Origin of the sequence: Nucisporomicrobium flavum, assembly GCF_016464385.1 — a bacterium.
Classification (GTDB): Bacteria; Actinomycetota; Actinomycetes; order Mycobacteriales; family Micromonosporaceae; genus Actinoplanes; species Actinoplanes flavus_A.
Window position 1 is genome coordinate 763,286 of record NZ_JADMLH010000002.1, and the last position, 19,925, is coordinate 783,210.

General features: G+C 72.4%; 23 protein-coding genes. 14 read left to right on the forward strand and 9 right to left on the reverse strand.

Annotated elements, in window-relative coordinates; genetic code table 11:
* Positions 1-19: 19 nt before the first annotated feature.
* From IT780_RS07740 to IT780_RS07750, 3 genes are read left to right on the forward strand one after another with little or no spacing between them, the layout of a single operon-like run.
* Positions 20-538, forward strand: coding sequence for a SigE family RNA polymerase sigma factor (locus IT780_RS07740; protein ID WP_199510688.1), 519 nt, complete (start codon positions 20-22; stop codon positions 536-538).
* Positions 535-1,224: a hypothetical protein gene (locus IT780_RS07745; RefSeq protein ID WP_199510689.1), complete on the forward strand. Its 690-nt coding sequence runs from the start codon at positions 535-537 to the stop codon at positions 1,222-1,224. Before IT780_RS07740 ends, IT780_RS07745 begins: the two co-directional genes overlap by 4 nt.
* Positions 1,221-2,303 carry an amidoligase family protein gene (locus IT780_RS07750; RefSeq protein WP_199510690.1) on the forward strand — a complete coding sequence of 361 codons (1,083 nt, stop codon included), beginning with the start codon at positions 1,221-1,223 and terminating at the stop codon, positions 2,301-2,303. The genes IT780_RS07745 and IT780_RS07750 overlap by 4 nt, the downstream gene beginning before the upstream one ends.
* On the opposite strand, the gene IT780_RS07755 is transcribed toward IT780_RS07750, so the two are convergent.
* Positions 2,293-2,898, reverse strand: coding sequence for a class I SAM-dependent methyltransferase (locus IT780_RS07755; protein ID WP_199510691.1), 606 nt, complete (start codon positions 2,896-2,898; stop codon positions 2,293-2,295). The two genes, IT780_RS07750 and IT780_RS07755, sit on opposite strands and share 11 nt — an antisense overlap.
* Before the next feature lie 135 nt (positions 2,899-3,033).
* Between IT780_RS07755 and IT780_RS07760 the strand changes: the two genes are divergently transcribed.
* Positions 3,034-4,476, forward strand: coding sequence for an Ig-like domain-containing protein (locus IT780_RS07760; protein ID WP_199510692.1), 1,443 nt, complete (start codon positions 3,034-3,036; stop codon positions 4,474-4,476).
* On the opposite strand, the gene IT780_RS07765 is transcribed toward IT780_RS07760, so the two are convergent.
* Both IT780_RS07765 and IT780_RS07770 read right to left on the reverse strand, forming a co-directional pair.
* Complete coding sequence (locus IT780_RS07765; RefSeq protein WP_199510693.1) at positions 4,446-5,231, reverse strand: hypothetical protein; 786 nt, start codon at positions 5,229-5,231, stop codon at positions 4,446-4,448. The genes IT780_RS07760 and IT780_RS07765 overlap by 31 nt on opposite strands.
* Positions 5,232-5,295: 64 nt before the next feature.
* On the reverse strand, positions 5,296-6,900 hold the full coding sequence (locus IT780_RS07770; protein ID WP_199510694.1) for a serine/threonine protein kinase: 1,605 nt from the start codon (positions 6,898-6,900) through the stop codon (positions 5,296-5,298).
* Positions 6,901-7,086: 186 nt separating this feature from the next.
* Between IT780_RS07770 and IT780_RS07775 the strand changes: the two genes are divergently transcribed.
* Complete coding sequence (locus IT780_RS07775; protein ID WP_307831082.1) at positions 7,087-7,863, forward strand: pectate lyase; 777 nt, start codon at positions 7,087-7,089, stop codon at positions 7,861-7,863.
* Here IT780_RS07775 and IT780_RS07780 read toward each other — a convergent pair.
* Positions 7,856-8,734 carry an NmrA family NAD(P)-binding protein gene (locus IT780_RS07780; protein WP_199510696.1) on the reverse strand — a complete coding sequence of 293 codons (879 nt, stop codon included), beginning with the start codon at positions 8,732-8,734 and terminating at the stop codon, positions 7,856-7,858. The two genes, IT780_RS07775 and IT780_RS07780, sit on opposite strands and share 8 nt — an antisense overlap.
* A 69-nt stretch (positions 8,735-8,803) precedes the next feature.
* Between IT780_RS07780 and IT780_RS07785 the strand changes: the two genes are divergently transcribed.
* Positions 8,804-9,697 (forward strand): LysR family transcriptional regulator, encoded by an 894-nt coding sequence (locus IT780_RS07785; RefSeq protein ID WP_199510697.1) that lies wholly within the window; start codon positions 8,804-8,806, stop codon positions 9,695-9,697.
* On the opposite strand, the gene IT780_RS07790 is transcribed toward IT780_RS07785, so the two are convergent.
* On the reverse strand, positions 9,674-10,603 hold the full coding sequence (locus IT780_RS07790) for a TPM domain-containing protein (RefSeq protein WP_199510698.1): 930 nt from the start codon (positions 10,601-10,603) through the stop codon (positions 9,674-9,676). The two genes, IT780_RS07785 and IT780_RS07790, sit on opposite strands and share 24 nt — an antisense overlap.
* Before the next feature lie 50 nt (positions 10,604-10,653).
* Between IT780_RS07790 and IT780_RS07795 the strand changes: the two genes are divergently transcribed.
* Positions 10,654-11,643, forward strand: coding sequence for a phosphotransferase (locus IT780_RS07795; RefSeq protein ID WP_199510699.1), 990 nt, complete (start codon positions 10,654-10,656; stop codon positions 11,641-11,643).
* A gap of 9 nt (positions 11,644-11,652) precedes the next feature.
* Here the strand turns inward: IT780_RS07795 and IT780_RS07800 are convergent, their stop codons facing one another.
* A complete protein-coding gene (locus IT780_RS07800; RefSeq protein ID WP_199510700.1) occupies positions 11,653-12,243 on the reverse strand; it encodes a GNAT family N-acetyltransferase in 591 nt (196 codons plus the stop codon).
* Positions 12,240-13,274, reverse strand: coding sequence for a Glu/Leu/Phe/Val dehydrogenase dimerization domain-containing protein (locus IT780_RS07805; protein ID WP_199510701.1), 1,035 nt, complete (start codon positions 13,272-13,274; stop codon positions 12,240-12,242). The genes IT780_RS07800 and IT780_RS07805 overlap by 4 nt, the downstream gene beginning before the upstream one ends.
* A gap of 69 nt (positions 13,275-13,343) precedes the next feature.
* Here IT780_RS07805 and IT780_RS07810 point away from each other — a divergent pair, with 69 nt between their 5' ends.
* The 5 genes from IT780_RS07810 to IT780_RS07830 all read left to right on the forward strand — a co-directional run bounded on the left by IT780_RS07810 (position 13,344) and on the right by IT780_RS07830 (position 16,826).
* Complete coding sequence (locus IT780_RS07810) at positions 13,344-13,811, forward strand: Lrp/AsnC family transcriptional regulator (RefSeq protein WP_233412291.1); 468 nt, start codon at positions 13,344-13,346, stop codon at positions 13,809-13,811.
* A gap of 65 nt (positions 13,812-13,876) precedes the next feature.
* Positions 13,877-14,395 (forward strand): SigE family RNA polymerase sigma factor, encoded by a 519-nt coding sequence (locus IT780_RS07815; RefSeq protein WP_199510702.1) that lies wholly within the window; start codon positions 13,877-13,879, stop codon positions 14,393-14,395.
* Position 14,396: 1 nt separating this feature from the next.
* Entirely contained in the window at positions 14,397-14,999 is a 603-nt protein-coding gene (locus IT780_RS07820; RefSeq protein WP_199510703.1) for a LytR C-terminal domain-containing protein, read from the forward strand.
* Between the two features lie 349 nt (positions 15,000-15,348).
* Entirely contained in the window at positions 15,349-15,765 is a 417-nt protein-coding gene (locus tag IT780_RS07825; protein ID WP_307831083.1) for a C40 family peptidase, read from the forward strand.
* A gap of 251 nt (positions 15,766-16,016) precedes the next feature.
* On the forward strand, positions 16,017-16,826 hold the full coding sequence (locus tag IT780_RS07830; RefSeq protein WP_199510705.1) for an RNA polymerase sigma factor SigF: 810 nt from the start codon (positions 16,017-16,019) through the stop codon (positions 16,824-16,826).
* Positions 16,827-16,883: 57 nt separating this feature from the next.
* Here the strand turns inward: IT780_RS07830 and IT780_RS07835 are convergent, their stop codons facing one another.
* Together IT780_RS07835 and IT780_RS07840 are read right to left on the reverse strand one after the other, a co-directional pair.
* Positions 16,884-17,636, reverse strand: a complete 753-nt coding sequence (locus IT780_RS07835; RefSeq protein WP_199510706.1) for a LamG domain-containing protein — start codon at positions 17,634-17,636, stop codon at positions 16,884-16,886.
* 84 nt (positions 17,637-17,720) lie between these two features.
* Positions 17,721-18,389, reverse strand: a complete 669-nt coding sequence (locus IT780_RS07840) for a hypothetical protein (RefSeq protein ID WP_199510707.1) — start codon at positions 18,387-18,389, stop codon at positions 17,721-17,723.
* 259 nt (positions 18,390-18,648) lie between these two features.
* Here IT780_RS07840 and IT780_RS07845 point away from each other — a divergent pair, with 259 nt between their 5' ends.
* Positions 18,649-19,239, forward strand: a complete 591-nt coding sequence (locus IT780_RS07845) for a DUF4352 domain-containing protein (protein WP_199510708.1) — start codon at positions 18,649-18,651, stop codon at positions 19,237-19,239.
* Positions 19,240-19,255: 16 nt separating this feature from the next.
* The gene (locus IT780_RS07850; RefSeq protein WP_199510709.1) at positions 19,256-19,900 is read left to right on the forward strand and encodes an SIMPL domain-containing protein; all 645 of its coding nucleotides are present in this window, start codon (positions 19,256-19,258) and stop codon (positions 19,898-19,900) included.
* Positions 19,901-19,925 lie beyond the last annotated feature (25 nt).

Below are 19,925 nucleotides of genomic sequence, written 5' to 3' on the forward strand. Positions count from 1 at the left end.
GGCAGACGTCCTACTGGGTGTGACCTTCGAGCAGTTCGCGGTGGCCCGGCTCCCGAGCCTGCTGCGGTACGCGGTCGTCCTCACCGGCGACCGCGACCTCGCGCAGGACGTCGTCCAGGAGGTTCTGGCGCGGGCACAGGTGAAATGGCGGCGGATCAGCGATGCCGACTCGCCCGAGGCGTACGTGCGCCGAATGGTGCTCAACGAGTACCTGTCCTGGCGGCGTAGCTGGGCGGTGCGCAACGTCCACGCGGTGGGTGAGCGGCTCGTCGACCTCGACGACGCGCGGGGCGGGGTGAACGACCCGGCCCAGGGTGTCGTGGAAGCCGACGCGTTGTGGAACCGGCTGGCCACGCTGGGCCGCAAGCAGCGGGCGGTGCTGGTGCTGCGGTACTACGAGCAGCTGGACGACGAGGCGATCGCCGACCTGGTCGGCTGTTCGCCGGCGACCGTCCGCAGCCATGCCTCGAGGGCGCTGAAGACGCTCCGGCTGTCACCGGAGTTCGCGCACAGGATTCACGCCAAGGAGGCGTCGTGATCGACAATGAGGACCGGCTTCGCGAAGCCTTCGAGAGCCACGAGCACCTGGCTCCCGACGCGGAGCAGGTTTACGCCCGCGTGCGGGAGCTGTCCCGCTCGTACCAGTGGCGTCGCCGTGGCCTGCAGGTCGCCGGCGGCACCGTGCTCGGCGCCGGGCTCGTGGCCGGGGTGCTGAACCTGCCGTCGATCCTGCCCGCCGGCCAGGGCGGCAACGACGGGGCCATGGTGGCGCCGGCCGCCGCGCCGCAGACGCCCTCGCCGTCCCCGTCGGTGCGCGCGCCGCGCAGCTCGGAGCTGCCGGACGAGCCGAACCCGATGGACGCGCACCAGAAGCAGTACGACGCCTACTTCAACGCCGGCTACGACTATGACGACGCCGTGAAGCTGGCCAAGAAGTGGAAGCTGAAGTCGGACGACGACCACATCGACGCCGTGAAGATCCGCGCCGGCCAGTGGCTGCTCGACGGCAAGAAGCTGCCGGTCAGGCCGAGCAACGACCCGGATTCCGCGGACGTCACCACGCCGAAGGAAGAGCAGCAGGTCAACGCGTTCTTCCGCGCGGGCTACGACTACGACGACGCGGTGCGGCTGGCCAAGATGTGGAAGAAGGCCACGCCGTACGAGGCGAAGATCGCGGGCGGGAAGAAGCTCATCGCCGGAGAGAGCCTGCCGTTCCAGCCGTGACCCCCCGTCTGCTCCGGCGTACCGGATTCGAGATCGAGCTGATGGCCCCGCCAGGCCTCAGCCGGCGCACCCTGGCCGTGGACCTGGCCGCCCGCTGCGGCGGCCGGGTCCACCCGGTGTGGCATCGCGACAGCGAACCGTCCCTGGTCCCCGGCCTGGGACGGTTCCTGCACCTCACCCAGGGTTTCGAGGTCCGCCGGGCGGACGGCGCCCTGCTGTGCACGCTGGTCGACGACGTGACGCTGCTCGCCGACCTCGACCCGCGGGCCCCGGCGGCGCCCGGCTGGTTCCGCATCCTTACCGACGACGGGCGGCTCCTGCACCTGCTCGCCGCGCACAGCGACCCTGGCGGCACGCTGGGGGCCGCGCTCGACGGGCCGGCCCAGCTGTGGGGCACGAGGGTGCAACGGCACGACGACGACGTGTACGTGCTCGAGGACCCGGGCGGGGCGACGATCGCCCTGGCCGCGGCTCAGGGCGCGGGGCGGGAACGGCCGTGCGAGATCGTCACCCCGCCGCTGGCCGACGACCACGGTGCGAGGCTCGAGGAGCTGCTCGGCCCGGCCCGCGAGCTGGGCTTCACCGTGCCCCGCGAGGCGGCCGTGCACCTGCACCTCGACGGTGCGCCGTTCCGGGAGGCGTACGCGCTGGCCAACGTCGTACGGCTCTTCGCGTCGTGGCGTGAGCCCCTGCGCACCCTGCTGCAGACCAACCCGGCGTGCCGGCGCCTCGCCCCGTTGCCGGAGCCGCTCGTGGAGGCGGCGCGGGGCGTGCCCTCGTACGAGGACCTGCGGAAGGCGGCCGAGGAGGGCGAGCTGACGAAGTTCTTCGACGTCAACCTGACCCAGCTGCTCACGGACACGCCGCTGCGCGACACCATCGAGATCCGCATCCTGCCCGGCGCCATCGAGACCGCCGACGTCCTGCACCGTGCCGCGCTGGTCGAGTTGCTGCTGGACCGTTGCCTGCGGCCCGAGCCGTTCCCCGAGGCGCCGGCGGACCCGCAGGCCGCGCTGCAGGCGCTGCTCGAGGTGGCCGCGGACGTGCTCGCCGGCCGCGACGAGGTGGCTATCCCCTGACGCGGAAGACGTCCAGGACGAACCACTCGTCCTCGTGGCGGACGACGCGGTCCAGCTCCGGCCGCCCGGCCAGCGCCTGGTGCACGTTGAAGCCGTCGTAGTTGCCGCCGTCCTGCCGGTCCCGGAAGTGCACGGCGGCCAGGTCGCCGCCCGGCTCCAGCCGCTGGATCAGCCCGTCGAGCAGGGCGGTCAGGTCGTCGCCGGACAGGTAGTAGAGCAGGTCACCGATCACCACCAGGTCGAACGTGCCCTCGGGCAGCTCCGCGGGCAGCATCGCCGTCGCCACCCGGACGTTCGCCAGGTCGCGGTTCACCTCGGCGGCCTGCTGCACCGCCGACTCGACGCAGTCGACCGCGAGCACCTCGTCGCAGCGTTCCGCGAGCATCCGGGTGAGCAGGCCGATCGAGCAGCCCGGCTCGTAGCAGCGCCGGTACCGCTCGCGGGGCAGGCTGGCCATGGTGACCGCGTACTTGCGCTGGTCGTGCCACTTCGTCGCGACGTCCCAGGGGTCGTCCTTGGCGAGGTAGAGGTTGACGAAGTGGTCCTCGGAGATCGACGCCTGCGGCGGCTGGGCGTCACCCTGTGCTCGTGTCACCCGGTGATTCTGCCCGATCGCCCGTGGTGGAGTGGCCGGCGCCTGCGGCGAGTGACGTACGTGAATTGATTCGCGTATGCTGCCCGGCGGCACGAGATCATGGGGGCAGCGGTGGTACGGCGGTTGTGTGCGGTGATGACGGCTGTGGTGGCCGTCCTGGCGGTCGGCGGGGCGCCGGCTCAGGCGGACGCGGGGCAGGACGTGACCCCGCCGGTGATTCAGGACGTGGGTATCGCCGCCGGTACGCGGGTGAACAAGACCGTGGTGCTGGATCCGGTGGTCTCCGACGACGTCGCCGTGACCGAGGTGTCGCTGTTCGTCAACGGCACGTTCGTGGTCTCGGACCGTTCCGCGCCGTGGTCACTGCGTTGGGACAGCGGACTGCTGCATGATGTGCCCGCGAGGGTAGAGGTGACCGCCTACGACGCCGCCCGCAACAGCACCCGCTCCTTTGTCGACGTCCACGCGGACAACTACGGGCCCTTTCTGTATTTCCCGTGGTTCTGGAGCGACTCCGCCCACCAGGTGCCGACCATGAGCTTCACCGGTGTCGTGCCCATCGATTTCCGGAAGTACGGCGTGCCCGCGGACACCGCGCGTATCGAACTGTCCGTGGGAGACACGGTGATCGGGTCCGCCGACGCCGATCCCTGGACGATCCCGTGGGACACCAGCGGATACGCGGGCAAGGTCGAGCTGAGGGCACGGTCGTGGGACACCTCCGGCAACGAGGGCCTGGCTGTCACCCACGCGTGGGCCGATCACGTCGGCCCGAGCATCGACGTGCGCTTCGACTCCACCGACGGGTACGTGCGAGCCAAGGGCGGCATCGATGTGACCGCGAAGGACCCGGCCTGGGCGAACCAGGTCGAACTCCTGGTCGACGGCCGGCTCATCGGCAGCTCGGCCACCGACGAGGGGTGGGCGCGCCTGGCCTGGGACCGCGCCGCGAAGAACGGCCGGTCGACGATGACCGTGCGCGCGTACGACAGCATCGGCAACGTCGGCACCCTCACCCGGACGGTGACCGTTGACAACGACGCGCCTGGCGTCACCGTCACGCCCCAGGCGAACGCCAAGGTGCGCGGGACCGTCGCCGCCACGGTCACCGGCGTCAGGGACGCGACCGGCCCGGCGTACTTCATCGCCTCCCTGTCGTGCGTGTCCACCGTGCCCCGGTTCGGCGCGCCCTGGAAGGTCACGATCGACACTCGCCGGTGCCGCGACGGCAAGCACACCCTGACCTTCGACGTGCGCGACAAGGCCGGCAACCAGACCGTGGTCAAGCGCTCGATCACCGTGGACAACACCAAGCCGACGGTGAAGCTCAGCTCGGCACCGAGGAACAAGTCCACGCTTCGCAAGAGCACCAAGATCACCGCTTCTGCGCGGGACACGTACGGCGTCAACCGGGTCGAGCTGCTGGTCAACGGCAAGGTCGTGGCCGTCGACCGCAAGGCCGGCTACGCGTTCACCGTCAACCCGAAGAAGTACGGGCGGACGTTCACGGTGCAGCTGCGCGCGTACGACCAGGCCGGCAACGCCGCCTACAGTTCCAAGCGCTCGTACCGCCGCTGAGGCAGCCGGTGCCGGGCCGACGCGGCCAGCTCGACCGTGTGGCCGTGCCGGGCGGCGATGTCGCGTACGTCGTCCACGTGCAGGGAGCCGTGGCGTTCCACCGTCAGGACGCCCGGCGCGCGATGGAACGACGCGAGCGTCACCGACATCGGTAGGTGGCGGGGGTGGCGGTCGCGGGCGGCCTGCTCGTCGTCGTGGGCGAGCACGGTGAAGCCGTCCAGGTGGGCGAAGTCGGCGGCGATCCCGTCGGCCGTCCAGTGTGCCGGCTCCTCGTCGCGGCCGGTGCTGTGCCGGGAGTGGTTGGCCGACGTGATGTACAGGTGATCCGTGCCCAGCGCGTTCATCGCTTCGGCGAAGAAGGCGTTGGACGGGCAGCGGGTGCCGGGGACGACGACCTGGGCGGTGGACGCCTCGGTCAGGTGCGGCGGCAGCGTGCCGGCGGCGGGTCCTCGGAAGCCGATCGGGCCCAGCGCGGTCAGCTCGGCCATCAGCGCGTGCAGGGCCGCGGGGTCGGCGCCGGGTGGCAGGCGCTGCCAGTCGAACATCAGGCTCAGCCGCTCCGGCGTCGTGGTGGCGCTGCCGACCTGGTCGGCGGGGCGGCCCTTGGCCCGGTTCACCCGCCGTAGCGAGTCCCGCGAGGGCTCGGCCACGAGGGCGTAGAAGTTGCCGAAGGCGGTGGCGAGCATGGCGCCCGCGGCGATCCGGCGGGCTGCCTCGGCACGGTCGCCGGGGCGGTCGATGCGCAGGTGTCTCACCGGTGGTCACCGTACGGGCCGGGGCGCCGGGGCCGCCGGTCTGCCGCTCAGCCGAACGGGCAGTTCAGCGCGGCAGCCGCCACCGCTGGCCGGCCTTGCCGGTGCAGGGCAGGATCGCGAGCGCCGGGCCACCCTCGGACTTCGGCAGGATGCTGAGGCACCGGCCCGACCCGGCGTTGAACAGCGCGCCGTCGGTCTGCGGCACCCAGAGCTGGGCGCCGCCGAAGTTGCAGTCCCAGAGCTGGATGCGGTATTCGATGTCGGCGCCCGCGTTCCCGCCGATGTCCAGGCATTTCGTCGCGGTGGCCGGCATGAGCGCGCCCTCGCGGGTGAACGTCCAGCGCTGCGCCTTGGCGCCGGTGCACTTCGCGGCGCTGAGCTTGACGCCGTTGGTGGTCTCGGCGGGCGTCTGGATGCAGCGCCCGTCGAGGCTGGTCACCGTGGTGACGGGCGGCAGGGTGCTCGGCTTCGGCGACGGGCTCGCTGTGCTGCGGGTGGTCTTGACGGGTACGGGCGCCTTGCTGGTCGGCCGCTTCGACGGGGACTTGCGCACGGACGGCCGTACGGACGGGGTGGCGGAGGGCACAGGTGAGGCCTGCGCGGCGGGGGCGGCCGGCGCGTCCTCGGCGGTCGCGGTGAACTTGACGGCCGCGCCCACCCCACCGGCGAACAGCAGCGTGGCGGCGGCGACCGCACCCAGCGCCAGCCCCAGCCGCCTGCCCCGCCGCCGCGGCACGCCGGTCGTCGGTGGCGGGGTGTCCACCTGCGCGACCGGGCCGGACAGGCTCGAACGGTCGATCGCCACGGACGCGCCGGACCAGCTCACCGGAGGCGGCATGGCGGCCGCGTGCGGGTCGGTGTCGCCGAGCCGGGGGTGGTGGCAGCGGCTGACGATCTGCTCGGGCGTGGGGCGCCTTTCCGGGTCACCGGCCACACAGGACCGGATGAGCCCGGCGAGGCGCGCGTCGACGCCGTCGAGGTCGATCTCCTCGCGCAGCAGGCGCTGGCAGATGGCCTGGGCGCTGCCGGCGCCGTACGGGCGTCGCCCGGTGGCCGCGTGCGCGACCGTGGCGCCGAGCGCGAACACGTCCGCGGCGGGGGAGAGCCGGTCGTCGGTGAGCAGCTCGGGAGCGATGTAGCCGGGGGTGCCGACGATGATGCCGCTCTGCGTGAGGCCGGTGTCGCTGGGGTCCCGGGCCAGGCCGAAGTCGATGAGCTGCGGGCCGGTCGTGGACAGGATGACGTTCTGCGGCTTGATGTCGCGGTGGCAGATGCCCTGGGCGTGGACCTCCGCGAGGCCCTCGGCCAGACTCGCCATCAGCCGCAGGCACTCCCCGGTGGTCATCGGGCCCTCGGCCTCGACCGCGTCGGCCAGCGTGGCGCCCGGGATGAACTCGGTGGCCATCCAGTACGGCGGGTCGGTCAGCTCGCAGTCGATCAGCGCCGCCGTGTACGCGCTGCGCACCTTCCGCAGCGTCTCCGCCTCCCGCCGGAACCGGACGAGCGTGTCGGGGTGGGCCAGCAGGAACGGGTCGAGCATCTTCACGGCGGCCAGGCGGCCACCGGGCGAGCGCCCGAGATAGACCGTGCCCATGCCGCCGGTGCCCAGCCGGCCCTCGAGCTCGTACCGCCCGGCTCGGCGGGGATCGGCGGGCAGGAGGGGATCCACGGGTTCGAAGGGTACTGCAAGGTCAGCGTGCGGCAGGGCAGCGTCGGTGCCCTGTCGCACTGACTTTCCTCGATGCAGCGGGCAACCTCCGCGGCGGCGCGGCCCACCTGCACATGACCAACCACGATCGGGAGGCAGACGATGAGGGTACGAACCGTCCGAGCGGGCCACAGGCGACGTGCCGCGGTGTTCACCGGTTTCGCCGCGGTGCTGGTCGCGGCCGCGGGGATCACGACGTCCGCGTTCGCGGGCACGCCCACCGTTGCGCCCGCACCGCAGCCGGCCGCGAAGACCCTGGCCGCGTCCTGGCCGACCCCCGTACGCACCGAGACGCTCACCGCCACCCGGAAGATCAGCGGCAGCTTCGACGGCGGCAACGTCCGGTTCGTCGGCGGTGGCGCGCTCGGCGACGGCGGTCAGGACGAGGGCCAGGACCCGCTGTTCCAGCTCGCCGACGGCGCCACGCTGGCCAACGTGATCATCGGCAGCCCGGCGGCCGACGGCGTGCACTGCTCCGGCACCTGCACGCTGCGCAACGTGTGGTGGCAGGACGTGGGCGAGGACGCCGCCACGTTCAAGGGCACCTCGGCCGCTCAGACCATGACGATCGTCGGCGGCGGCGCGATGCACGCGGCCGACAAGGTGTTCCAGCACAACGGCCCGGGCACGACGGTGATCCGCGACTTCCAGGCCGCCGACATCGGCAAGCTCTACCGCTCGTGCGGCAACTGCAGCAAGCAGTTCGCGCGCCACGTGCAGGTGTCGAACGTGACGGTCACCGTACCCCTGAAGATCCTGGTCGGGATCAACCCCAACTTCGGTGACACGGCGACGATCTCGGGCGCGACGCTGGTCGGTGACGCGAGCAAGTCGGCGCTGTGCGGGCTGTTCCAGGGCGTCACCAGCGGCGAGCCGAAGCTGATCAGCACCAAGCCGGACGGGGTGTCCTGCAAGGTCAGCTGAGTCGCGGCCGGAGCACCTCCGCGCACCACTGGCGGAACGTCGTGGGGGTGCTCCCGGCCGGCGTCCGCGGCTCGGCGTCGTCCAGGCCGTTCTCCTTGGCCACCGCCATGTCCACCATGGCCTGCGCCATGGCCTCGGACATGCCGGCCGCCAGCAGGCGCGCCTTGAACGCGTCGACCGGGACCTGCTGGAAGCGCACCGGCCACCCCAGCACCTCGGACATGATCTGCGCCATCTCGTCGAACGACAGGTCCTCCGGCCCGAGCACCGGAACGCTGCCCACGCCGCTCCACGAGTCGTCGAGCAGCAGGCGGGCGGCCACGTCGGCGATGTCGCGGGTCGCGCAGGTCGGAGACTTGTGGGCGCCGGAGATCGGCTGGAAGAACACCCCGTCCCGGATCGAGTCGGTCTGGCGCAGGAGGTTGTCCATGAAGGACGGCATGGTGAGCGCGCGGTAGCTGACGCCCGTACCGGCGATCAGGTCGTCCAGGGCCAGCGTGGCGGCCACGTGCCCGGAATTCGCGGCCACCGGGGTGCCGCGGCCCAGCGCCGAGATGCCGACCACGCGCAGGTCGGGCCGGCGGGCGAAGGCTGCGCAGGCTGGTCGGCTGAATCCTGAGTACGCGGCGTCGACACTCTCGGCACGCGGGTTCGGCGGCACCAGCCAGAACACCGCATCGGCGCCGGCGAGGGCCCGGTCGACGACGTCCGCGTCGCCGTGCGAGCCGGGTACGACGCCGACGCGCTCGCGGACCTCGGGGGCGAGCCGGTCCGGATCGCGGACGATGACCCGTACCGGCGCGTGCGCGTCGAGGAGATGGCGGACGACCTGCCGTCCGATGGCGCCCGTGGGCGTGCTGACAACGATCATGACCTCAGTGAACGCGCGCCTGCCGCGGAGCTGAAGGACCGATCCGATCCGCATTGATACCGTACGGATATGAGTGACCTCGAGGTCCGCCAGCTGCGGTACTTCGTGGCGGTCGCCGAGGAACTGCACTTCGGCCGCGCCGCCGAACGCCTCGGCATGGCCCAGCCCCCGCTGTCCCGCGCGATCCGCGACCTGGAACGGCACCTCGGCGTCGGGCTGCTCGAGCGCACCACGCGGCAGGTCCGCCTCACGCCGGCGGGCGAGGTGCTGCTGCGCGACGCGCGTACGGCCCTGGACGCCGTCTCCGCGGCCGAGCGGCGGGCGCGGCATGCGGGGCAGCCGGTGCGTACGCTGCGGCTGGCGCTCAAGGCCGATCACGACGCCGGGATGCTGCCACGGATGCTGGCGGCGTACGAGCGTGAGGAAGCGGCGCTGCCGGTGGAACTGCAGCTCGGCGGCCGTGGCGAACAAGTCGCGGCCCTGCGCGACGGGCGGGCCGACGTCGCGTTGCTGCCGACGCCGTTCGACGACCGCGGGCTCGACGTCGAGCCGCTGCTCACCGAACCCCGCCTGGTGGCCCTGCCCGCGGCCGATCCGCTCGCCGCGCGGACCGAGCTGCGGCCCGCCGACCTCGCCGGGCGCCTGCTGCCGGACGGTACGGCGGCCGACGGCAGCGACGCCCCGCCCGCCTGGCCGCCGCGGTCGCTGGACCTCGCCCAGATCTTCAACCTCGTCGAGGTCGGCAGCATCGTGTGGTTCCTGCCCGAGTCGCTGGCCCGGCGGCATCCACGGCCGGAGATCGCGTACCGTCCGGTCGCCGATCTCGCGCCGTCGACGCTGGTGGTGGCGTGGCCGCGGGAGTCCCGGTCGCCGGCGGTCGCGGCGTTCGTCCGGGTCGCCCGGTCCGTGTTCGCCGATGCCGGGCTCAGCTCGCCGGCTTCACCAGCTTCCGGACGCTCCTGATCCGCCGTCGGAGCTGCCGCCGCCGAAGCTGGAGCCCGTGTCGGGTGACGAGCTGAAGGACGGCGCCGACGTGTCGGTGCTCCCGCCCATCCACGCGGTGTGGTGGTGATGGTGCGGGGACCGCAGCCCGGCCGCCGGGCGCACCCAGCCCGGGGAGCTGCCGCGAGATCCGCCGGAACCGGCACCGGTGGCGCGCGAGACGAGCGCGGCGACCACGCCGATGCCGGCCAGCACGACGAACAGCACGAGCCATCCCGACCCCGACCCGTCGTCGTCGCCGGACTCGTCGGGGAAGGCGAAGTCGCCGTCGGGCATGTAACCGGACCCCGACCCACCGCCGGACACGTAGTCGGAATCCGGCTCGTCGTCGGCGGGCTCGGCCAGGGACTCGAGCCGGGCGTTCGCCGGGAGGGCATGGCCCAGCTCGCGGCGTACCTCGTCGAGGCCGGCGAGGATCCCCAGCTGGTAGTTCCCTTCGGCGAAGCGCGGAGTGACGACACCGTCCACGATGGCCTCGGCCTCACCGTCGGTCAGCCGCTTCGTCACGCCCCGGCCGGTCTCCAGGCGTACCCGATGGTCGTCGACGGCGACGACCAGCAGGACCCCGTTGTTCTTGTCCTTCTTGCCCACGCCCCAGCTGTTGAAGAGGCCGGTCGTCCAGGCCTCGATGCTCTCGTCGCCGGTGGTGGGCACGACCGCGACGGCGATCTCGTCGGAGGTCGCCTTCTCGTCCCGCTTCAGGATCGTGGTCACCTTCGCGCACAGCGCGCTGCCCAGCACGTCGGTCCGGTCGACACACCGGCCCGGCTTCGGGTACGCGGGTGCCGCGGCGGCCGGAGTCGTCCAACCCATCAGTGCCGCGCCCACCAGCAGGGACGCCGCCACTACCCTCGTACGGGATCTCATGCGCTCAATATGAGGTACGCGCACAACAGGTTGATCACGGGGGAGAAGTCATGGCGCCCAGAACGGTCACCAGGGACGATCTCGCCGCCGTGGCGGGTGCCGCGCTGGGCGGAGGGCGCCGGCTCGAGGCGGTGCAGCGGCTCGCCGGCGGCACGAGCAAGGGCGTGTACCGGCTGACGATGGACGACGCCACGACAGCGATCGTCTATCTGTGGGAGGCCTCGGAGAACTACTGGCCGGCGCGGGAGAACGACGACGACCCGGCCGACCCGTTCGCGGCCGGCGTCGGTCTGGACCTGTTCGAGGCCGCGTACGCCCGGCTGGATTCCCTCGGCCTGCGGGTTCCCGAGGTGTACGTGATCGACCGGAGCCGCACCCGCTACCCGGCCGATCACGTGGTGCTGGAGGACTTCCCGGGCGAGAACCTCATGGACCGGCTCGCCCGCGACCCCGTTGCGGCCGAGCCGACGATGGCACAGCTCGCCGAGGGGCTGGCTGCGATGCGGGCACATCGCGCTCGCGCGTACGGGAAAGTGGCCGTGATCGACGGCGGCGGCGCCTCCCACTGGCCCACATGTGAGCAGGCGGCCCTGGATTTCGCGCTGCGCTGCCTCGCCGAGGCGGCCGGGCGTGACCGGCGGATCGCCGACGCGCGGGACCGGCTGGAGGAGCGGCTGCGCGAGCTGGCCGCCGCGGTCCGGCCACGCAGCGAGTACGCAGTCGTGCACGGCGAGCTCGGCCTCGACCATGTGCTCGTCGACCGCGACGGCCGTCCGGTGCTCATCGACGTCGAGGACCTGCTGTACTTCGACGTCGAGTGGGAGCACGTGTTCCTGCGGATCCGCCTCGGCCGCGACTATCCGCGGCTGGCGGTGGACGGGCTCGACGAGGACCGGCTCGCGCTGTACATGCTGACCCAGCGGCTGTCGCTGACCGCGGGCCCGCTGCGGCTGCTCGACACCGACTTCCCCGACCGTGCGTTCATGGCGCACATCGCCGAGCACAACCTGACCGAGGCGCTGGCCCTGCTGCCGCGGTAGCAGGCGGGGTCAGCGGTGCGCCGGCCACTCCGAGGCGAGCATCGCGAAGTCCAGCTCCGTGGTCCACTCGCCCTTGAACATTTCGTTCTCCACGAGGCGTGCTTCCTGGCGCATCCCGAGCCGGCGCAGGACCGCTGCGGATGCGTCGTTGCGCTCGTCGATGCGGGCGGTGATGCGGTGCAGGCCCAGGTCCTCGAAGCCCAGCCGGAGCATGGCTCGCGCCGCCTCGGTGGCGTACCCGTGTCCGGCGTGGCCCGGGTGGAACACGTAGCCGATCTCGCCGCTGAGGTGCTCGCGGCTGATCCAGTACAGCAGCACGTCGCCGACGAGCTCCCCGGTCTCCGCGTGCTCGACGCCCAGCGTGATGCCCTGCCCCGCGTCGGTGAGCACGGTGGCCGCCCAGTACGTGGCGAGCCGTTCCGAGATCGTCCTGGCGTCCATCGGCTCGAACGGCACGTACCGGCAGACGTCGGGCCGGCTGCGGTAGTCGAGGAGCGCACCGGCGTCGCCGGCGGTCAGCGGGCGCAGGAGCAGGCGCTCGGTGCGGATCGGGTACGAGGGACGCAGCTCGAGCTGCCGGGGAGCCACCACGGCGCTCATCGTGCCAGCTCGCCTCGTCCTCGCGCGACGACGTTCCGGGCCCGGGCGCGGGCCGCCTCCGCCGGGGTGGTGCCCGTGGCCCGGGCCGTACGCAGAATCTCCGCCAGCGTGCCGCCGATGGCCCGGACCCGGGCGGTCGCCTCAGCGGACGTCTCGTGGTGCAGTTCGACGGCGGTGGCGTGCACGATCCCGCCGGCGCTGACCACGATGTCGGGTGCCCACAGAATGCCGCGATCGTGCAGCAGGCCGGCCGTGGCGGGCTGGTCGAGCTGGTTGTTGGCCGGCCCGGCGATGGCCGCGCAGCGCAGGGTGGGCACCGAGTCGGGCGTGAGCAGACCGCCCGTCGCGGCGGGGATCAGCACGTCGACGTCCGCGGTCAGGCACGCCTGCGGGGTGGTCCAGGTGGCGCCGTACTTGTCCGCGACCGCCCGCCTGGTCTCGTCGACGTCGCTGACAACCACCTGCTGCGCACCGGCCTCGTGCAGCAGGCCGAGCAGGTGCGCGCCGACGCGGCCCAGGCCGAGGATCGCGAAGGTGCGGTTTGACAGGTCGCTCTCCGCGCAGAGCGTCTGCAGGCAGGCCAGGACACCCACGGCGGTGGCCTCGGAGGAGTCGCCGCTCCCGCCGGACGTGACCGGGCGGCAGAACGCGTACGGGGTGCGCTCGGCGATCGTGGCCATGTCGTCGGGGCCCGTACCCATGTCCGGGCCGGTGGCGTAGGTGCCGCCGAGCGACGCGATCACGTCGGCGACGTCGTGCAGGGCGTCGCGCCGATCCCGGCCGTCGAGGGTCCGGCCGGGTGCGAGCGCGACCACGGTCTTGCCGCCGCCGTTCGGCAGCCCGGCGAGCGCGCACTTGTCGGTCATCGCGGCGGACAGCCGCAGCGCGTCGGTCAGGCCGTCACGCCAATCCGCGTACGCGGCCAGCCGGCACCCGCCGATGGCCTGACCCAGCGCGGTGGAGTGCACCGCCACGATGATCGGCAGCCCGGAGCGCTTCCCGCGCTCGATGATGATTCGTTCGTGTTCCATGCGAGGAACGTAGAGATGTGCTGGCCCGTTGGGCCGCCGTACCGAATGTCGTTCGGAAGATGGCCCATAATGCCGGTCGTGGACGAACTTGATTCGGCGCTGGTGGAGCATCTCCAGACGGACGCCCGGCAGACCAACCGCGACCTCGCCCGCAAGCTGGGCATCGCCCCGTCGACCTGCCTCGAACGGGTCCGGGCGCTGCGCGAGCGTGGGGTGATCACCGGTTACCACGCCGAGGTCAGCCTGGCCGCCCTCAACCGGCCGGTCCAGGCGCTGCTGCACGTCCAGGTCCGGCCGCTGAGCCGTACGGTGATAGACGGCTTCAAGGCGTACGCGATGGCCCTGCCCGAGGTGCTGTCCGTGTTCGTCGTGGCCGGCGGCGACGACTTCCTCGTGCACGTCGCCGTGCCGGACGTCGACGCCCTGCACGCGTTCCTGATGGACAAGTTCAGCGGCCGGCGGGAGATCGTCGGGTTCCGCAGCTCGGTGATCTACCAGCACGCCCGCAAACAGGTCGTCGAACAACTCGACGTTTGAGGCAACCGGCCCGGCGGCTCCGGGGTGTATACGTCTGTGCGGATCTCACAAGGGACACCATCGCCATGACCCGCGGCGGCACCGAGGACTTCGACGCGTTCTACGCGGCCACCGCGCGACGCGTCGTGCTGCACGTGTACGCCGTCTGCGGCGACCTGGGCGACGCTCAGGACATCACGCAGGAGGCGTACGCGCGCGCGTGGCAGCACTGGCCGAAGGTGTCGGCGTACGACAACCCGGAGCAGTGGGTGCGGACCGTGGCGTGGCGGCTGGCGGCCAACCGCTGGCGCGGCTTCAAGCGGTGGCTCGCGGCGCAGGCCCGGCTGGGCGGTCAGCCCTCCACCACGGCCAGCCCGTCGCCCGACCGGGTCGCTGTGATCGCCGCCTTGCAACGGCTGCCCGAGGCGCAACGGCAGACCGTGGTCCTGCACTACCTGCTCGACATGTCGGTTGGCGACATCGCGACCGGCACCGGGGTCCCGGCCGGAACGGTGAAGGCCCGGCTCGCCCGCGCCCGCGCCGCGCTGGCGGACCTGCTCAGCGACGAAACACCGGAGGTCAACGATGCCGCGTCCCGTTCGTGACATGCTCCTGGACCTGGCGGAGGACGTCCGCCGCGCCCCCCTCGCGCCGGCGGCGCAGATCCGCGCGCGCGGCCGCACCCGGGCCCGCCGCCGCACCACCCTGGCCGCCACCGGCCTGACCCTGGTCGCCGCCGGCGCCGGAACGGCCGCGCTCCGGCTGGCCGGCGACCAACCACCCCCCGCGTCGTCCCCGCCGCCGGCCGCCGCGCCGGCCGACCCGTGCGCCGGCCTGGATCTGTCGCTGCCGGCCGACCCGGGCGACATCCGGGTCCGCGTTCTCGACGGGGCGGCCACGGCCGGCCTGGACCAAACGGTGGTCCGTGACCTGCGCGAACGCCGATTCACCCAGGCGATCGCGGCCGGCGAGGCGGCCGGCCGCACGGACGAGGTGGCGATCCTGCGGTACGGGCCCGAGGCGGTGGGCGACGCGGTGGTGCTGCGGGCGATGCTGCGCAACCAGGCCGTTCTGCAGTTCGACCCGGGGCGGGACGGTGCCGTCGAGCTGGTGGTCGGCGACGGCTTCCGACGGCTGGCCACGGCGACCGAGACGAACCAGGCGCTGGTCGAGGCCGGCAAGCCGACCCCACCCCCGGAGTGCCGCTGACCGGGCCTGCTGTTCGGTGTTCGGTCAATCCCGAACACCGAACGGTCTGGGCTGACGGCGCGTCTTCTTGACTAATTTTCGCGAATATGCGGCTTGACGTGTGGTGCCCATCACAAGCTAGCGTCCCCTTTGTCCAGAAAAATAGCTCGGGTCCTGGCTGTCCGCATTCGCGGCGGCACCGGCACCGCGCCGGCGCAGGAGCTCACACGCGTGTCCCGAGCCGATCGAGGAGACTTAGCTGTCCGCTCGTCGCATGCGCCTGGCCGCTGTTACCGGCGCTTTCACAGTTCTGTTCGCCTCCGCTCCGGTGCATGCCGCGCCCGCGCCTCCGCCGACCGTGCGGAAGGTGGTGAGCGCCGGGAAGCCCGTTGCCGTCCGTAAGGCGCCGGCGCTCACGCCGGTCGAGCTGTCCCGGCGACATGCCCGGGCGCGGGTGCGGGTCGTGTCGTATGCCCGGGCTCAGCGAGGTGACTGGTACGCGCACGGTGCCAGCGGGCCGTCGCGGTGGGACTGCTCGGGGTTGACGTCGGGGGCGTACCGGACTGTGGGGATCCGGCTGCCGCACTCGTCCGCCGCGCAGGCCCGGCGGGGCATCCGCGTCACGCCGCGGTTCGCGAAGGTCGGCGACCTCGTCGCGATGAATGGGCATGTCGGGGTGCTGGTCGGGCGGTGGCGGATGGTCGACGCGCCGGGGCCGGGGCGACGGGTGGTCGAGCGGGCGGTGTTCCGTACGAGCACGCTGCAGTTCCGCCGGCTGATCGGTTGAACGCGGATGGACGGGGAACAGTAATGGCACTCACGTTCGCGCTGATCATTAACGCACCGGTCGACCGGAGCGCAACCTCCTTCGGGTGCGAGGTTTCCGGCCGTACAGGTGAGTTTGAGCATGCCCTGTTTGCGGGCAAGACGTCCGCACACCGCAGCACCTCGCGGGCTGCCGGCGCGTCCCCCGTGCCGGCCGGTCCGTCGAGTACGGAGGGCTGCCGACGTCGGCAGCCGGATACAGGGAGCTTGTTCATGACCGTCATCGCCGTTCCCGCTCACGACGCCGAGACCCGCACGGACGCGTCGGCGAGCACGGACAGCGCCAGTGAGTTCATCACTGCGATGGCGAGCCTGCCCGCGGGGCACCCGTCGCGCCCGGCTCTGCGTGACCGCGCGATCGAGGCGTGGCTGCCGCTGGCCCGGCACCTGGCCAACCGCTACTCCGGCCGCGGCGAGCCCGCCGACGACCTGTACCAGGTGGCCGTGGTCGGGCTCATCAAGGCCGTCGACCGCTTCGAGCTGGACCGCGGCGTGGAGTTCGCCGGTTTCGCGATCCCCACGATCGTCGGCGAGCTGAAGCGGCACTTCCGCGACCGCACCTGGTCGATCCGGGTGCCGCGGCGGCTGCAGGAGCTGCGGCTGGCCATCACGGGCGCCAACAGCACGCTGAGCCACACGCTGGGCCGCTCGCCCACGGTGGCGGACATCGCCGAGCACCTGGGCATCACCGAGGAAGAGGTCGTCGAGGGCCTGGAGGGCGCGCGGGCGTACACCGCGGCCAGCCTGTCCACGCCGGTCAACGCCGACGGCAGCACCGAGCTGGGCGACACGATCGGCGGGATGGACGACGGCTTCGAGCTCACCGAGCTGCGGGTCGCGCTGGGTCCGGCGCTGGCCATGCTGAGCGAGCGCGAGCAGCGGATCGTCAGCCTGCGCTTCTACGGCAACATGACCCAGTCGCAGATCGCCGAGCAGGTCGGCATCTCCCAGATGCACGTCTCGCGCCTGCTCACCAAGGCGCTCGCGAAGCTCCGCGACCAGCTCGACGGCTTCGCCCTCTGAGCTGACGGAACGCCACGAGCCGGCGCCACCCGAAAAGGGGGCGCCGGCTTCGTGCTGTCAGGCGACGGCGACCCAGACGTCGTCGAGCGCGCCCTGGAACTGGTCGTTGTCGGTGTACGCGCCCTTGCCGCCGACGCTCAGCGGGTTGCGGTTCGACACCGACAGGCCGGCCGGGATGCGCGTGCTGCCACGCCGCTCGCCGTCCACCCGGATCACGAGCATGGTGCGCTTGCGCCGGCACTCGAGGCTGTGCCAGGCGTTGTCCGCGACCGTGACGCTGCTCTTCGCGATGTGCACACGCCGGGTACGGCCGTCCACGAGGGCGCAGCTGGGCTTGCCGGCCACCCCGTCGATCTGCAGCTTGTACTGGCTGCCCCGGGCGGAGTAGCCCTTCTGCAGCACGTTCTGGCCCTTGGTGGTCTGATCCGGGGCGAGCAGCACGGAGGCGCCGAAGCGGATCAGCCGCTTGCCCGGGTTGAGGTCCGCGGAGCTGCGGGCGCGCAGGGCGACCCGGGGGCACGGCTCCTCGTGGCAGGCCGCCGGGAACGTGAGGGCCACGCCGTCGCCTCGGGGGACGGTGGTCACGGCGCCGCCCGCGCCGCTGACCGGGGCGAGCATGTGCCGGTGGCCGGAGAGGTCGAGCAGGCTGCCGGCGGCGGGTTCGTCGAACGTGTACCGCGCGACCTGCGTACCCCAGGGGGTGGTGCTCGCGTCGGCGCGTATGAAGAACGACCCGGCGATCGTGGCCGCCACAGCGGTGGCGGCCACGGCCACGGCCGCCCGGCGGCGCCGGGAAGAGTGTGGTGTCATGTCCGAATCATCCCTATTTACCGGTACGGCGGCAGCCGTGGCGGCGCGGTCGAACGGCCAGGACGTGCTGGCCGAACGGAGGGGTCACTCCCCGGTTTCCGCCTCGTCGGCGGCCGGCTCCTCCGCGGGCGCCCCCAGTTCGTCGCCCACGACCGGTACGTCCACCCACAGCGCCCGCAGCTGGCCCTGCATGAACGTGGTCAGCCGGGCCCGGTACTCGCGGTCGAACTCCTCGAGCGACTCGATCTGCTGCTGCAGCGCCTCCCGCTTCGAGCCGAGGCTGCCGACGGCGTCCTCGTACCGCTGCTGCGCCTGCAGTTTGAGCTGCTCGGCGTGCTCCTGGGCGTCGCCGGTGATCTTCTGGGCCTGGTCGCGGGCCTCGGAGACGATCTTCTCGGCGTTGCGGCGGGTCTCCTCGGCCTGGGCCTGGGCCTCGCGGGCGGCCTTCTCGGCGGCCGCCCGGGCCTCGGCGAGCACCCGGTCGGCCTCCTTGCGGATGTTCTTGGAGTGCGCCTCCGCATCCTTGGCGATCTGATCGGCGGCGGCCTGGGCGTCCGCGCGAATCTTCTCGGCCTGCCGGTTGGCGATCGCGATGTGTTCCTCGGCCGTGCGCTGGGCCAGCGTCAGCACCTGCAGGGCCTGGTTCGGGTGCATGGCGCCGGGCACGATCAGCGGGTGTTCCGAGGTCGCGGTGTCCGGCGTGCTCCCGTTCAGCACGGCCTTGAGCCGGTCCTTGATCTGGGTCTCGGTCACAGCGAACTCCCGTGGGTCATGAGGGGGTCTAGCCAGGTGCATAACGGGCGAAGGCGGCATTCCGGCGCGGCCGTGAGACGAGGTTCGCGGCTATGAGGCGTACGGGCGGGCGCTGCGTGCCGACCGGACCACACAGGGTGACTGTTCGGCCCACTACGCGACGGCATACGTGCGGGTTTGGTGTAGTGCGTGGCCGGGTCCGGTATCTCTCGGGTGGCTACCCGGCCACGCCGCTACGCCGTACCGGGGGGAGTCGCCGATGCCGTACCGCCGGCTCCGGCAGCACCTCACGACGCGTACCGACGACTGGTGGCCGTGGCTCGTCGCCGCCCTCGCGGTGCTGCTCACCGCGGGTTGCGTCACGCTCGTCGCCGCCATCGGCGCCGCCGCGGACCAGCTCGCCGCGGACCTCGGCGGTACCACCCGGCAGGCCACCCGCGCGGACGCCGTGGCCGGCCGGATGAACCAGGAGGTCGCCGACGGCCGCTTCGAGTTCGCGGTCACCGGGATGCGCTGCGGCGTACGCCAGGTCGGCACGAGGCGGCTCGGCCAGAAGGCGCGCGGCCGGTTCTGCCTGGTCACGGTCTCCGTGAAGAACATCGGCCGGCACGCGCGGACCCTCGACGCCGGCGCTCAGACCGGGTACGCGGCCGACGGCCGGGCGTTCCCCAGCGAGGCGGGGGCCGCCATGTTCGCGGCCGGACCGGGCCGGACGGTGCTCGAGCGCATCGACCCGGGCGTACGCGTACACGGCACGCTGGTCTTCGACGTTCCCCGCGGAACGAGGCTGGCGTCCGTCGTGCTGCGCGACTCGGCGCTCACCCGCGGCGTACGCATCCCGCTCGGTTGATGGGTAGGTTCGGGGGATGCCTGAGCAGCCGATGGTCGTCGTCCGTGGTGAGGCCGTCCGGGAAGTGCCCCCGGAGATCGCCCAGTTCTCCGTCACCGTGTCCGTACGCGACAAGGACCGGCAGGTCACGCTGACCCGGTTGACCGAGCGGGCCGCCGAGGTGCGCACCGCGCTCGACGACTACCCCGACGCGGTCGAGCGGCGGGATACCAGCGGGGTCCAGGTGCACCCGCAGCTCAAGCGGGGCGGCAGCATCTCCGCGTACGTGGGGAGCGTCAGCACCACGGTGACCGTCACCGACTTCGCCTCGCTGGGGGAGATCCTGCTGCGGCTGGGCCGCGGCGAGGACGTGACCATCTCCGGGCCCTGGTGGCAGCTGCGCCCGGGCAGCCGGGCCGGCGCCGACGTGCGACGCGAGGCGATCACCGACGCGCTGGGCCGGGCCCGGGAGTACGCGGAGGCGGTCGGCGCTCGGGTGGACCGGCTGGTGGAGATCTCCGACGAGGGCACCGGCGGCGGCGGGGGCGGCCGGATGCGGGCCGCGGCGTACGGGATGGAGTCGGCCGCCGACCTGGAGCTCGAGCTGGACCCGCAGCCGCAGACCGTGCACGCCGCGGTGATCGTCCGCGTGGCCATCACGGAGCCGTCCTCGCTCACCTGAGGCGACCATCCGATCCGCCCGTTTC